This window comes from Leucobacter sp. OH1287 (assembly GCF_003859945.1).
Lineage (GTDB): Bacteria > Actinomycetota > Actinomycetes > Actinomycetales > Microbacteriaceae > Canibacter.
Genome location: NZ_RQYM01000010.1, coordinates 1 through 13,471, shown reverse-complemented (window position 1 = coordinate 13,471; position 13,471 = coordinate 1). Strand labels below are relative to the sequence as shown.

The following is a 13,471-nucleotide window of genomic DNA, read 5'->3' as shown; positions in this document are numbered from 1 at the left end:
TGAATACGCTGTTACGCGCCGATTGCCTGCTTGACCATCGCAAAAAGCGCAGCGGTGCCGTCGAGCCTGCCAACGGTTCTCGCGTTGTCGCTCAGCTGCCGCAGTCTGTCACCGTCAAGCAGCAGCGGGATCACCGTCTCACTAACCCACTCGGGCGTGATGTCTTTGTCGTCGACGCGCAGGGCTCCCCCCGCCTCAACAACGGCCCGACAGTTAAACGCCTGCTCGCCGTTACCGTGCGAGTAGGGCGAGAAAATTGCCGGGATGCCGAGTCCCGAAAGCTCACTGACCGTGGTGGATCCGGCCCGCGAAATCACCAGGTCGGCGCAGCTAAACGCATAATCCATCCGATCACAGTACTGCAGAATGTGATAGTTAGCCGAGGGCTCTTGACGCACCTCGGTGAGCCCTCCCCAGACGTGCAAAACCTGTGCACCGGCCTGCTCTAGCAGGTTGGCGCTGCGGTAGACACCCTCGTTGATACCGCGAGCACCGAGCGATCCGCCCGTCACCAACAGGGTTGGCCGGTCGGGCTGCAGGCCGAAGTGCGCGAGCGCCTCAGCGCGGAGGGCTGCGCGATCCAGCGCCTCAATCTCGGGGCGCAGCGGCATACCAACGGTTTTCGCGTTGTGGATCGGGGTTCCCGGGAAGGTCACACCAACCCAGGGTGAGTGCCTGGCGGCGAATTTGTTGGCGAGCCCCGGTTTTGCGTTGGCCTCGTGGATCACAAACGGCACGCCCTCGGCACGGGCGGCGCGGTAGGCGGGCGCTGCTGCGTATCCCCCAAAGCCGACAACAACGTCGACGCCCCGGTTCCTAAGGAGGCTGCGCACCTGAGAAACCGCGCGACGATACTGCTGCGGGAACCGCAGTGCGTAGAGGCTCGGTTTTCTCGGGAAGGGCAGCCTGGCGATTGTGCTGAGCTCAAAACCGCGCTGGGGTACGAGCCTTGCCTCTAGCCCCTCGGCGGTGCCGAGCGCGATAATCGTCGAGTCCGGCTCGTGCCTGCGGATGTGTTCGGCGAGCGCGAGCAGCGGGTTGACGTGGCCTGCTGTGCCACCGCCCGCGAGCAGATAAACGGTCATACTGTTGTGCCCTCCTTAGTGCCCAGGGGTGTAGATCATAACCGGGTCGGCGGCCGAACGAGCACCGGAGCGACCAGCTTTCCGCTCCCCGCCAGCGGCGCGACCAGCATCGCGCTCTCCGGCAGCGGAGCGACCCGCGGCCTGCTTCCCGGATCCGCCCGCCTCGCTATCGGCTTTTGCTGCGGCCGCGGTGTTGTTTCGCGCGATTGAGATAACCACGCCCATCGCGCCCATACAGGCGACGAGCGCGGTGCCGCCGTAGCTGATCAGCGGCAGCGGCACACCGAGCACCGGCAGGATCCGCAAAACAACCCCGATGTTGATGAATGCCTGGCCGACAATCCAGATGAGGACGCCGCCGACAACGACGCGGCTGAACCGGTCCTTTGCGCGGTTTAGCACCCGCAGCATCAGGAACGCGAGCGCAACATAGGCGGTAATCACCGCGGAGGCGCCGATCATGCCGAGTTCTTCACCGATGATCGCGAAAATATAGTCGTTTTCTGCGGCCGGCAGCCAGGACCATTTGGCGCTGGAGTTGCCAGGGCCGACTCCGAAGAGGCCGCCGGATGCGAGCGCCCACAGGCCGTGGGTTGGCTGCCAGTCGAGTCCGCTGTAGTCGCCGCTGTCGGAGCCGAGGCTGAAGAGCCTGCGCATCCGGTTTTCGCTTGTGACGACGAGCACAAAAACACCGACGAGCGCTGTTCCGACTGTTAGCATAATGGTTTTCAGGCTGATGTTACCGAACCACATGCAGCCGAGCAGTGCGAAGCCCATAACAATCGTGGTTCCAAGGTCTTGGCCGAGGATCACGGAGAGCAGAATAATCGCCGCCCCCGGAATCAGCATCGGGAACACCTCGTTTTTCACGTTTGTCATCCGGTGCCTGCGCGACGAGATAACGAAGGCAACCCAGAGCACCATCGCGAGCTTTAAGAACTCGGAGGGTTGCAGTGACAGGCCAGCGATGCGGATCCAGTTTCGGTTACCCCACACTTCCTCACCGAGCGGGGTGAAAACCAGCAGCTGGAAAAGCAGCGCCCCAACCAGCAGCAGCGGTGCGAAACGCCGGTAGACCTCCGGTTTTATGTAGGCGGCAACAACCATCACAACCAACCCGAAGAGCGCGTATGATGCCTGCCGGGAAGCGGTTCCCAAAAAGCCTTTGTCTTGCAGGTAGGAGGTGACAGATGATGCCGAGAGCACCATCACAACACCGAAGCCCACGAGGATCAGCGACGCACACCACAGCCCGACAACGGTCGGGTCAGTGTTGGTTTTTAAGACACCGGGCAGGGAGCGCTTTAGGAGGCGCCGCTGTTTTTTAGTGCTGCTCATTACTGCCCTCGTTCGCTGGGGTTTTTAGGGTGTCTTAAAAACTATAGCCCGAGATGCTCCGAAACCGCTCTAATGAACAGCTCTCCCCTGTCACTGTAGCTGGCAAACTGATCCATTGAGGCGGCGGCCGGCGCGAGCAGCACCGTGTCACCGGAGTTCGTAAGCTGATCGGCCAGCTTTACCGCCTGCTGCATAACCGGCAGCCCCTTCTCCGCATCAACCTCGTTCACCGGCACAGCGGGCGCGTGCTCAGCAAACACCGCTTTTAGGTGTTCCCGATCCGCGCCAACGATCACCGCACCGCGCAGTCGTGGCGCGTGGGTCTTAACCAGCTCGCTGAGATCCACTCCCTTTAACAGGCCCCCGAGGATCCACACAACACTCGGCTGTGACTGCAGCGCGGCGTGCGCGGCGTGCGCGTTGGTTGCTTTTGAGTCGTCGATCCAGGTGACACCGTTGTGCACCGCGATCAGCTGCATCCGGTGTGCGTCAGGGGTGAACTCGAGCAGTGTCTCATGGATCACCTCCGGCGAGATGTCGAATGATCTGGCGAGCGCTGACGCCGCGAGAGCGTTCTGCACCATGTGGGGTTGGGCGATGCCGCGCTCGATCAGCTCGTGCAGGCTGATCAGAGGCAGGGCGCTGGTGCGTCTTTCGGCGTGGAATCCGCGATCCACCAGCAAATCTTCAAACACCCCAAGCTCAGCAACCAGCGGGGTGTCGAGTCCGAAACTGACCGCGCGGGCGCCCTCTTGAACATCTGCCTGCTCAACCATGCTGAGCGTCACCCTGTCAGCGCGGTTAAACACGCAGGCGGTTTTGGTGCGCTCAAAAACGTTCGCTTTTGCGCGCTTGTAGGCGTCGAAGTCGCCGTGCCAGTCGATGTGGTCGGCGGCGATGTTGAGGCAGGCGCTCGCCCACGGCTCAACCGTGTGCACGTCATGCAGTTGGAAGCTGGAGAGTTCAACAATCAGCACGTCAAAGCCGTCCGGGTAGCGGATCGCGTCAAGCACCGGGGTTCCGATGTTGCCGAGCGGGGCAACCCGGTAGCCCGCGTTTTTGAAGATGTGGGCGGTCAGCTGGGTGGTTGTGGTTTTGCCGTTGGTGCCGGTGATGGTTATCCACTCGGCGGGTTTACCGGTCTTGTCGCGCAGCCGCCAGGCGAGTTCAATCTCGCCGAAGATTGGTGTGTCTGTTTCAGTCGCCCACGCCCTGATCGGGTGCGCTGCGGGATACCCCGGTGAGATGACAATCAGTTCGGGTTCAAACTCCTGGATCGCGTGAAGCTGCTCGCTGTCGGATCCAACAAACAGGGTTGCGCCGATAACGTCGAGCAGCGGCTGCCTCTCGGGGTCTTGTGCGCCCGCGACAACGAAAACCTCACAGCCGAGCTCGGCGAGGGTGTCTGCGACGGCGAAACCGCTAACGCCGAGACCAACAACCGCGGTTTTTAGGCCCCGCCAGTCTGCGTGCCAGCTGCGCAGCGAATCAACCCTGCTAGTCATTGATAATCAACCACTCTCCGTAGAACATGCCGACGCCCGACAGCGCCAAAATACCCGCCATAATCCAGAACCGCACAACAACCGTGACCTCTGGCCAGCCACCGAGCTCGAAGTGGTGGTGGATCGGTGACATTCTGAAGATCCGCTTGCCGCCCGTGACCTTGAAGAACAGGCGCTGCAGAATCACCGAGAGTGTCTCCATAATGAAAACACCGCCGAGCACGATCAAAAGCAGCTCGGTTTTGGTGAGGATCGCGAGCGCCGCGATTGCACCGCCGATCGCCATGGATCCGGTGTCACCCATGTAGAGCAGCGCCGGTGAGGTGTTCCACCACAGGAAGCCGATGATTGCGCCGGTGAACGCCGCAGCGATAACAACCAGGTCCATCGGATCCCGCACCTCATAACAGCCCGGTTCAAGGCCCGCGAAACAGCTCTGGCTGAACTGCCAGAAACCGATAATGATGTAGGAGATGAACACGAAGATTGAGGTGCCCGCGGCGAGGCCGTCAAGACCGTCGGTGAGGTTAACCGAGTTGGAGGTTGCGGTTGCGATAAACACAACCCAGAGGATGAAGAGGATCAGGCCGATAATTGTGCCCGCCGCCATCAGATCAAAGGCGGTGTCGCGGAACAGCGAAATGCTCGTGGAGGCGGGGGTGACACCGTGCTCGTTCGGGAAGTTCAACGCAATCAGCGCAAACGCAACACCAACAGCCACCTGACCGGTGATTTTTGCCCAGCCGCCGAGACCGAGTGACTGCTGTTTGAGGGTTTTCATGTAGTCGTCAACGAAGCCGACAATACCGCAGCCAACCGACATCAGGATAACGAGCAGCGCCGAAACGGTCGGGGTCTCCCCCATAATTGCCTTCGCAACAAAGTACGCAAACACCGCGCCGGTGACAAACACGATCCCGCCCATTGTCGGGGTGCCGCGTTTCGCATAGTGTGATTTCGGGCCGTCCTCGCGAATGAACTGACCCCACTCGAGTTTCCTAAACCCCTTCACAAACAGCGGTGTTAACACCAGCGTGTAAAGCAGTGAGATAACCCCTGCAAGAATAACCGCGATCAAGCTAGCGCCTCCCCGAGTTTATCGCCGAGGAATCTCAGCCCGGCTGCGTTCGATGACTTAATAAGCACAGTATCATTTTGCCGCACCTGCTCGCTCAGGTAGGCAAGCGCGCTGTCCTGGTCGGTAAAGTAGTGCGCTTCCTGCTCGTCCCAGACTCCCTCGTTGATCGAGCTAATATACATCCGCCTAATGTTTTCACCGACGATCACAACCTGGTCGATGCGCAGTCTGACCGCGAGCAGCGCAACCCGGTCGTGTTCCTCACCGGCGTACTCGCCCAGCTCGCTCATCTCCCCGAGCACCGCGATTGTGCGGCCGTGCGGATCCGCAATCTGCGCGAGTGTTTTCAGCGCGGCAGCCATCGAATCGGGGTTGGCGTTGTAGGCGTCGTTGATAACGGTGATGTTGTCGCGGCAGTGTGTGACCTCCATCCGCCACCTTGCCGGTTTCACAACCTCTTCAAGGGTTGCCACAATCTCATCGAGGCTGAGCCCGAGCGCGTCGGCGACGGTTGCCGCGGCGAGCGCATTTGCGATGTGGTGTTCGCCCAGTACCTTGAATCTAACCGGCTGTTGTTTTTCACCGATCACCAAGTTGAAGGTGCTGCCGAATGAGCCGGTTTCAATGTCGGTTGCGCTCACCCGCTGCCCGCTGCCGAAGTATCTAACCTCCGCGTCTGTTTCCTCCGCCATTGCCGCAACGCGTGGATCATCACCGTTCAGCACCGCAATCGCTGTCGGTGGCAGGCTGGTCACCATCTCCGCCTTTGACTTGGCGGTGACGGCGATGCCGCCGAATCCGCCGGCGTGCGCCATGCCGACCATTAAAACAACCCCGATGTCGGGTTTTGCAATGTTAACGAGTTTCGCAATATCGCCGGGGGCGTTTGCGCCCATTTCGGTGATCAGGAATCGCGTGTTTTCGCTGATCCGCAGCATTGTTAGCGGCGCACCGACCTCGTTGTTAAAGGATTTCTCAGAGGCAACAGTTGGCCCGAGTTTTGCCGCCATTGCCGAAACCAGGTTCTTGGTTGTGGTTTTCCCGTTTGACCCGGTTATTGCAACAACCTGCAGCTGACCGAGCGCGTGGACCCGAGCAACAACCTCGCGTGCCAGGTCGCTGAGCGCGAGGGTTGCGTCGGCGACAATGATCTGCGGCAGCTTCACGTCAAGCTCCCGCTCAACGATCAGCAGTGCCGCGCCAAGCTCGTGCGCTTTTTCGGCGAACAGGTGCCCGTCGGTTGCTTCGCCGCGTCTGGCAACGAAAATACCGCCGGGTGTGATCTCGCGGGAGTCGGTCTGCACCTCACCCGAAACAACCGTCTCAGGGGTTGCGCTGATCCCAGCGGGGATCACGATTTTACCGTCAACTGCCGCGCTCATCTCTGCGATCGTTAAAGCGATCATGCCTCTGCCTGCCCTGTCTGCCCTGCCAACTCAGTCTTGCCTGCCAACTCTGTGCGGCCAGCCAATGCTGTCTGGCTTGCTGCCCTGGTGAGTTCGTCAACCGTTTCGGGATTATTAACCCCGGCATAAAGGATAGCCGTTTCGGGGCTGCTTTGCTTAATCGCCTGCGCGAGCGCATCCTCGCCGCAGTCTGTAAGCACGCCCGCTGCCCCGCCGTTTACCTGCCCGGCGCCGTCGAGGATCGTCTCCGCAATCGCCGCGGTTTTACCGGCTGCCGGGCTGCCCGCCCCGGCATCAGCTCCCGTCTCAGCGTCCGCCGCGCTGCCCGCCGCGCTGCCCGCCGCGCCGCCGACCAGGAAGAACCCGCCGCTGTGCTTCGCGAGGATCGCACCCAAAAGCTGCAGGTGCGAGCGTTCCCCGGTTAGTTCCGAGCCCGCCAGGCGGTTAACGTCCAGCACGATCCGGGGTGGATCCTGCTGCACCGTCTCCAGTTCACCGATTATGCGCAAAAGACGCGGGGCGCTGCAGGCGCTGTCGAACACAACGGTTCGGGCAGTGGGAACAGAGGCGGTGCCACCGGGTTCGGCGGCCGCTGCCGGATCCGCCCCGATAACCCGCTGGGCGCTGTTTACGCCGAGGTCGAGGTCTAGGCTGCCGCGGTTTGTAGCCCGCTCTAGTTCTGTCAGTGAAACACCGGCATCGTGCAGGGCGACGAGTGCGAGGGCGACGCTGTTTACCAACTGCGCTGAACAGCCCGCGATCCGCCCCCGGAAATAGGCGTTGTCTGGCCCCTGCAAAACGAAGGAGGTGCGCGCGAGAGTGTTGCTGGTGATAGCGAGGTGCCAGTCGGCGGCGGCGCCGTACTCGCTCGCTAGCCTGCTTGCGGGGACGCCGCTGCGCGCGGCAACAGCGGCCGCTGCCGGGGTATCAACCTGCACGGTTGCGGCGGTTGCAACGCCCTCGCTTAGCGCAGAGGCGAAACAGTTGGCGAGTTCGATGCCGGTGAGGCTGTGCTCCTCGTAGATCCCGGTTAAAACGACCCGGTTAAGCTCACTGTTTTTGACGGTGCCGGCAGCGATTGCCCGGCTCAGCAGCAGCATCTCTGCCTCACCCAAAACCCGCACGCTCGCTTGCGCACCGGCGAGCGCTGCCAGCTGCTGCAGTGCCTTTGCTGTCGCTGTTTTCCCGGCTGAGCCGATCACGGTGAAGCTTAGTTCCACTTTTTAACCTTTTAACCCTAAAAGACTTTAACCTGTTTACTGTGCTCTGAGAGCCTGTTTTAGTACTCGTGCGGCAGTGGCTCGAAACTGCCGGATGACGGCGCGACGTGGTAGTGGCGAATAATCGCCTCCGCTGCCTGCTTCCACGCTGTTAGCGCGTGAACGCCGCCCTCGCCCTGTTTTGAGAAACCAACCGAGGTGACGATCACGTACTGCGGTGCCTCGGCTGGGAAGAATCCGGCGAAGGAGTGCACATACTCGGAGCGGTAACCACCCTGGCCGTCGGGCTGCTCAGCGGTTCCGGTTTTTCCGGCGAGCCGGTAGCCGGGGATTTCAATAATCTTGCCCGGGTACTGGTTGTTTGCGATGGTTTCCAGGATCGCGGTTGTGTCGGCTGCCGCTTCCGGGCTGATCACCCGCACCGGTTTGCCATGGTCGAGTTTTTTCTCTGCGCCGTCGGCGGTTGTGCAGCGTTTCACGAGTGTTGGCGGGATCCGCTCACCGCCGTTTGCGATGGTTTGGTAGACGCCCGCTGTCTGCACGATGGTGCTGGAGACTGCCTGCCCGAACATGGTGTTGTAGCTGGTTTGTGGATCCCATTTCTCGGGCGGGTAGAGCAGCCCGCTGTCTTCAACCGGCAGGCCCGCCTGCGTTGACTCGCCGAGCCCGAACGCGCGCAGGTAATTGTAGCGGGTTTCGGGGCTTAGCTTGCTGCCGAGCTGCGAGATACCAACGTTTGAGGAGTTAACCATAATGCCCACGAGGGTCCACCGTTTCGCCTCGTGGTGTGAGGCGTCCCGGAAGAACACGTTGGGTTCTGGCCGCCAGCTGTCGGGTGTCAGGTTTTGGGTTGTTGGCGTCGCCTGCCTCTCGTTTAGCAGCATCGCGGTTGTCGCGGTTTTCAGGGTGGATCCTGGCTCGTACGGGTTGATGAAGCTGCGCGCGTCTCGCCGCCCGGGGTCTGAGGCGCTGACGTCGTTGGGATCCACCGAGTAGTCCTCGGCAACCGCCAACAGTTCACCGGTTTTAACGTCCATAACCACCTGGAAAACCCACTCTGCTTGTGCGTTTTCGAGGGTTGTGTTGACGATCTGCTGGCTCTGCCATTGCAGGTCACGGTCGATTGTTAGTTCGACGGTGCCGCCGTTAACAACCTCTTTGGTTGTGACGGTGCTGCCTGGCAGGGCGACACCGTCTGCGCTGCGCTCGTAGGCTTCGCTGCCGTCTTCTCCGACGAGGCAGGCGTCCTGTGAGAGTTCAACACCGGACTGTCCTTGCCCTTCTGAGCCGACGAACCCGGTGAGGTTTCCGGCGACGGCACCGTTCGGGTAGATACGGTTGAAGTTTGAGGCGAAGGTCATCCACGGGATCTGCAGCTTTTTCAGTTTCTTTAACTGGTTGAGGTTGATGCCGCGTTTAATGTAGGCGAAGTCTGATTTCGGGTTTTCGGCGAGTGCGTCGTCGACGATTTTTTTCACCTCGTCGGCGGTCTGCCCTGTCACCTCGGCAATTTCCGCGTATGCCTGCTCGCTTGTGACGATCTCGCGTTTACCACTGTCGATGTCTCCCGCTTGGCGGCCGAAGCGGCCGTTGTTCACCTTCGTGTTCTTGGGTGAGATTTGTACATCGTAGAGTTCGTCGGTGGTTGCGAGAATGTCACCGTTGCGGTCGATAATGTTGCCGCGCAGCGCCGGTATTGTTACCGGCACCGCACGGCGATCCTTCGACTGTGCGTTGAGTGCGTCAGCCTGGATCAGTTGCAGTTCACCGAGCCGCAGAATACACAGTCCCGCAATGAGGACGGTCACGAACAGGGTGATTAGGCGACGGCGGTACGCTCTGCGCTCCTCGTTCATCCTCACTCCCCAATTCCCCACCGGCGGCAGTCAAAAGCAGTTTTTATACTCCTGAATAATACTAGTGGGTATTTGGAGCTGGGAGCTCGCCTTCCCACTCAGTCGGCGCGTTGGTTGCCACGCCTTGATCCGCTGCCGGGTTTACTGCGGAGAGCTGTGCTTCACGGTTGAGCGCAAGCCCTGACTCGTCAATCACCGGCACCTGGCTGAGCATCGCGTTGGAGACGGTGTTTGCCTGCGGGGTTGCGGCCGCAACCTTCGGATCCCCGATCATCGTCCCGTCACTGAGCCGTAGGTACGCTGGCTGCGCGTTCTGCACCATGCCGAGCGAGACAGCGTTTTCTGCCAGGTTTTGTGGTGAGTTGAGCGCCTCAACACTCTGCTCTAGCACCCGTGAAACACGGTTGAGGTCTCGCTGCTGCCCGGACAGGCGATTGAGCTCGTAGGCGTCCTGCTGTGACAGGATGCTGAGCATCAGCTGCAGTCCGAGAATAACTGCGCTCGCGAGCACGCAGAGGGTTGGCATCAGAATGCTCTTGGGTTTGCGTTTCGCCTGAGCAACGAGTCGCAGGTTTGGTCGCTCAGCCCGGGTGCGCAGTGGCTGCTGCGCCAGCTTGGCAACTGCTGCCTGCTGTCTGCTGCTGTGTAGCTGTGGCAGGGCCTGTGTGCTGCGCTGTTTTTGTGCTTGGCTCATGCTGGTCTCACTCTTTGTGCGGCACGGAGTCGCACCGGAATTGATCGGGGGTTTAGGTTTCTTTCTGTTTCGTCTGCCTGTTCGGCGCCGCGGGTTAGCAGCTCAAAGCGAGGAGCAAACTCGGGCAGTTCAACCGGCAGACCCTGCGGCGACTGTGACGCCGCAGCTGCGGAGAGGGTTTTTTTCACAAAACGGTCTTCTTGTGACTGGTACGACATGACGACGATGCGCCCGCCGACGCGCAAAAGCTGCATCGCGCTCGGAATCGCCCTGGCGAGCACCGCCATTTCGTCGTTCACCGCAACCCGCAACGCCTGGAACACTCGCTTTGCCGGGTGACGCTGCGCTTTGATTTTCGCCGGGGTGGCGTGCTGCAGTATGTCAACCAGCTGCTGGCTGCGGGTGAGCGGATCCGCCCCCCGCGCCGCCACAATCGCTGCCGCGTAGCGGGCTGCTAGCGGTTCATCGCCGTAGCGTTGGAAAAGCTGTTTCAGTTCTGTTTCGCTGAGCGTGTTGAGCAGTTCGGCTGCGGTTGTGCCGGCCTGCTGATCCATCCGCATATCAAGCGGTGCATCTTTCGCGTAGGCAAAGCCGCGCTCCGCGAGATCGAGCTGCATTGACGAGACACCAAGATCGAACAGCACGCCGTCAATCTGCTTGAAACCACAGTCGGCGACCGCTTTTGCGATGCCGTCGTAGACGGTGTGAACCGCTTTGAAGCGCTCCCCGAATGGCGCGAGCCGCTGTTTTGCGAGCGCAATCGCCGAGGTGTCTCGGTCGAGGCCGATAACGGTGAGGTTTTCAAACCGCTCAAGCAGCGCTTCGCTGTGTCCGCCGAGACCGAGGGTTGCGTCAACAATCACCGGGCCCGGTGCCGCTGCACCGCTCCGAGCCGCAACGGCTGGCGCGAACAGTTCAACGCACCGCTCTAGCATCACTGGAATGTGCCTGGTCATGTGTTACCGAGGCTAGAAAACCCCCGGAATCACCTCCTCCTCAATCTCAGCGAATGCCTGCTCCTGGGCATCGAGGTACTCCTGCCACTGCTTCGCGTCCCAGATCTCAACCCGCGACCCGACACCAACTACAGCCAGCTCGCGCTCCAGGCTCGCGTACTTGCGCAGCGCCTGCGGGATTGTCACCCGGTTCTGTTTATCGGGCATCTCGTCGTGGGCTCCGGCCAGGAACACCCTGAGGAAGTTGCGCCCCTGTTTTGAGGTGAGCGGCGCCTGTTTGATTTCCTGGTGGATCCGCTCAAACTCCGCCTGAGTGAACATGTAGAGGCAATTTTCTTGACCGCGGGTAATCACAACCCCGCTGCAAAGATCGCGGAATTTGGCAGGCAGGATGAGCCGCCCCTTGTCATCTAATTTTGGGTTAAACGTACCAAGAAACACAGCTCACCTCCATCCACTCCCTCCACTTTACTCCACAAACTGAGAAAATGCGTTGAATAATGCCTCAGAATAGATTTTTAGACGCGCTTAATCCCATATAAATCAAGGGGTGGAGCAAAGTGGAGTAATTTTACAAATTTTTGCGTTTCGGCACCGGAGAAAGATTATTTCCCCAGAAAACTTCTGACCTTTTATGGACACTCTCGAAAATCGATATCGGTTCGCAAACTCGCTTTAGATTTTGAACTTTTTGTCCCTAAGCTGAGGTAATATAGATGGTCATACCAGGCCGTGATTAACCGCACATTTAAGGAGTAATCAACCCATGCCCAGCAAAAGATTAGCGACACTAGAAATCTGCGCTGGCGCGGGTGGCCAATCACTTGGACTGGAGCGCGCAGGATTTGATCATGCTCTCGCCGTAGAGATTGATTCAGATGCGGCTGCGACACTTAAGCTCAATCGTCCACACTGGGATGTGCATCATGGGGATGTGCGAGAAATAAATGGCAAAGACTATAGAGGTGTCGATTTGCTTTCTGGAGGTGTGCCTTGCCCTCCTTTTTCTATTGCCGGGCAACAGCTTGGCGCCAGTGACGAACGTGATCTTTTCCCTGAGGCGCTTCGTCTAGTTTCCGAGGTGCGGCCTCGCGCTGTAATGATTGAAAATGTAAGAGGTTTAGCCGGGGACCGGTTCAAGGCATACCGAGCATCAATTGTGGAAAAGCTGCATAAGCTAGGCTACGAAGCTGACTGGAGGCTAGTTAAAGCCAGCGATTTTGGTGTACCCCAGCTCAGACCACGCTTTATCTTAGTGGCGATGAAGACTGATCTATTCTCTAGATTCAACTGGCCTGCAGAAGTCGTTGAACCACCAACCGTGGGAGAAACACTTATAGATCTTATGCAAGAAAACGGCTGGGCTGGTGCTGACTCTTGGGCAGCAACAGCAAACAATATCGCTCCCACTGTAGTCGGCGGATCAAAAAAACACGGCGGAGCTGATCTTGGCCCCACACGCGCAAAAGCGAGCTGGTTGAAGCTCGGAGTTGATGGGAAAGGGATTGCAGATTCAGCTCCTCCCGCTGATGCACCGGTAGATTTCGTTCCGAGGCTGACAAACCGCATGGTTGCTCGTATTCAATCATTCGATGACAGTTGGGAATTCTCTGGTCGCAAGACTTCAATGTACCGGCAAATAGGGAACGCTTTTCCTCCACCGGTTGCTGCATCAATCGGCACGGCAATAAGAAAAGCTCTCACTTAATCGGTCAAACGATCGGAGCTGCTGTTGTGATTTCAGTTTCCATCGGAACTCGAATCCAGCGTGTGCCTTGAATTAGCACACCGCTAGTATCCGATGAAGGTGCAACCTTAACACTAACCAGTTCACCTCTTTGGGGCACTTCAGTATCAAGCTCTTTGGCAATCTGCTGTTGGTTTTTATAGTCACCAGACAGGATGAGTATTCCCTCAGCAGCAAGAATCGACCGGGCACCCCCGTTTGCGCGTACCCTTTTCATATAGTCATCTTGCTGAGCGACAGTAGCCACGATGTTACGTGTGATCCTGGTTTCTAGGACAGTACGGAAAAGCTCATTGACTCTCTGCTGACCGCTTCTGCCGGACATTATTTTCTGAACAATGTCCTCTGGGAGCCTCAACAGAGCATTGGGGGGGCAGAGGGCGATCCTTGTGAATCCAAGAGATGCGTTTTCTACCATCCTTATTTAAGCTTGTCTTCCTGTCACGATTTTCACTAGACCGGCGGTTCTCTTCACTAACCCGAATGACACCCATGCTCTGGCCTGACCCCTGTTTTTAGATCCGGCTGTTTTTAGAGTCCAGAATGTAGACTGCCAGCATTAACTGGCATCACTTGAAAGGACAAC

At 59.0% G+C, this 13,471-nt stretch carries 13 protein-coding genes; 1 reads left to right on the top strand and 12 read right to left on the bottom strand.

The annotated features are described in order from the left end of the window. Positions 1 to 11: 11 nt before the first annotated feature. The 10 genes from EII30_RS06545 to mraZ all read right to left on the bottom strand — a co-directional run bounded on the left by EII30_RS06545 (position 12) and on the right by mraZ (position 11,579). A complete protein-coding gene (locus tag EII30_RS06545) occupies positions 12 to 1,085 on the bottom strand; it encodes a glycosyltransferase (protein WP_124886534.1) in 1,074 nt (357 codons plus the stop codon). 15 nt (positions 1,086 to 1,100) lie between these two features. After that, on the bottom strand, positions 1,101 to 2,423 hold the full coding sequence (gene ftsW, locus EII30_RS06540) for a putative lipid II flippase FtsW (protein ID WP_124886533.1): 1,323 nt from the start codon (positions 2,421 to 2,423) through the stop codon (positions 1,101 to 1,103). A 41-nt stretch (positions 2,424 to 2,464) separates the two neighbouring features. Beyond that, the gene (gene murD / locus EII30_RS06535) at positions 2,465 to 3,928 is read right to left on the bottom strand and encodes a UDP-N-acetylmuramoyl-L-alanine--D-glutamate ligase (protein WP_124886532.1); all 1,464 of its coding nucleotides are present in this window, start codon (positions 3,926 to 3,928) and stop codon (positions 2,465 to 2,467) included. Then, positions 3,921 to 5,006, bottom strand: coding sequence for a phospho-N-acetylmuramoyl-pentapeptide-transferase (gene mraY / locus EII30_RS06530; RefSeq protein WP_124886531.1), 1,086 nt, complete (start codon positions 5,004 to 5,006; stop codon positions 3,921 to 3,923). The genes murD and mraY overlap by 8 nt, the downstream gene beginning before the upstream one ends. After that, the gene (gene murF / locus EII30_RS06525; RefSeq protein ID WP_124886530.1) at positions 5,003 to 6,412 is read right to left on the bottom strand and encodes a UDP-N-acetylmuramoyl-tripeptide--D-alanyl-D-alanine ligase; all 1,410 of its coding nucleotides are present in this window, start codon (positions 6,410 to 6,412) and stop codon (positions 5,003 to 5,005) included. Before murF ends, mraY begins: the two co-directional genes overlap by 4 nt. Next, the gene (locus EII30_RS06520) at positions 6,409 to 7,632 is read right to left on the bottom strand and encodes a hypothetical protein (protein WP_124886529.1); all 1,224 of its coding nucleotides are present in this window, start codon (positions 7,630 to 7,632) and stop codon (positions 6,409 to 6,411) included. Before EII30_RS06520 ends, murF begins: the two co-directional genes overlap by 4 nt. A 59-nt stretch (positions 7,633 to 7,691) precedes the next feature. Further along, entirely contained in the window at positions 7,692 to 9,488 is a 1,797-nt protein-coding gene (locus EII30_RS06515; protein ID WP_124886528.1) for a penicillin-binding protein 2, read from the bottom strand. Positions 9,489 to 9,549: 61 nt separating this feature from the next. Further along, a complete protein-coding gene (locus EII30_RS06510; protein ID WP_124886527.1) occupies positions 9,550 to 10,182 on the bottom strand; it encodes a hypothetical protein in 633 nt (210 codons plus the stop codon). Next, entirely contained in the window at positions 10,179 to 11,138 is a 960-nt protein-coding gene (gene rsmH / locus EII30_RS06505) for a 16S rRNA (cytosine(1402)-N(4))-methyltransferase RsmH (protein ID WP_124886526.1), read from the bottom strand. Before rsmH ends, EII30_RS06510 begins: the two co-directional genes overlap by 4 nt. 12 nt (positions 11,139 to 11,150) lie before the next feature. Beyond that, the gene (mraZ, locus tag EII30_RS06500) at positions 11,151 to 11,579 is read right to left on the bottom strand and encodes a division/cell wall cluster transcriptional repressor MraZ (protein ID WP_124886525.1); all 429 of its coding nucleotides are present in this window, start codon (positions 11,577 to 11,579) and stop codon (positions 11,151 to 11,153) included. A gap of 325 nt (positions 11,580 to 11,904) precedes the next feature. Here mraZ and EII30_RS06495 point away from each other — a divergent pair, with 325 nt between their 5' ends. After that, positions 11,905 to 12,846, top strand: a complete 942-nt coding sequence (locus tag EII30_RS06495) for a DNA cytosine methyltransferase (protein ID WP_124886524.1) — start codon at positions 11,905 to 11,907, stop codon at positions 12,844 to 12,846. A gap of 4 nt (positions 12,847 to 12,850) precedes the next feature. Here EII30_RS06495 and EII30_RS09080 read toward each other — a convergent pair whose 3' ends face one another. Then, positions 12,851 to 13,270, bottom strand: coding sequence for a NaeI family type II restriction endonuclease (locus EII30_RS09080; protein ID WP_370267037.1), 420 nt, complete (start codon positions 13,268 to 13,270; stop codon positions 12,851 to 12,853). Further along, positions 13,176 to 13,379, bottom strand: a complete 204-nt coding sequence (locus EII30_RS09185) for a NaeI family type II restriction endonuclease (RefSeq protein ID WP_370267029.1) — start codon at positions 13,377 to 13,379, stop codon at positions 13,176 to 13,178. The genes EII30_RS09080 and EII30_RS09185 overlap by 95 nt, the downstream gene beginning before the upstream one ends. Positions 13,380 to 13,471 lie beyond the last annotated feature (92 nt).

Excerpts from the sequence above, each read along its gene's own strand:
- EII30_RS06495 (WP_124886524.1), top strand. The coding sequence starts at position 11,905 with ATGCCCAGCAAAAGATTAGCGACACTAGAAATCTGCGCTGGCGCGGGT.
- murD (WP_124886532.1), bottom strand. The coding sequence starts at position 3,928 with ATGACTAGCAGGGTTGATTCGCTGCGCAGCTGGCACGCAGACTGGCGG.
- EII30_RS09185 (WP_370267029.1), bottom strand. The coding sequence starts at position 13,379 with ATGGGTGTCATTCGGGTTAGTGAAGAGAACCGCCGGTCTAGTGAAAAT.
- EII30_RS06515 (WP_124886528.1), bottom strand. The coding sequence starts at position 9,488 with ATGAACGAGGAGCGCAGAGCGTACCGCCGTCGCCTAATCACCCTGTTC.
- murF (WP_124886530.1), bottom strand. The coding sequence starts at position 6,412 with ATGATCGCTTTAACGATCGCAGAGATGAGCGCGGCAGTTGACGGTAAA.
- EII30_RS06545 (WP_124886534.1), bottom strand. The coding sequence starts at position 1,085 with ATGACCGTTTATCTGCTCGCGGGCGGTGGCACAGCAGGCCACGTCAAC.
- rsmH (WP_124886526.1), bottom strand. The coding sequence starts at position 11,138 with ATGACCAGGCACATTCCAGTGATGCTAGAGCGGTGCGTTGAACTGTTC.
- EII30_RS06510 (WP_124886527.1), bottom strand. The coding sequence starts at position 10,182 with ATGAGCCAAGCACAAAAACAGCGCAGCACACAGGCCCTGCCACAGCTA.
- ftsW (WP_124886533.1), bottom strand. The coding sequence starts at position 2,423 with ATGAGCAGCACTAAAAAACAGCGGCGCCTCCTAAAGCGCTCCCTGCCC.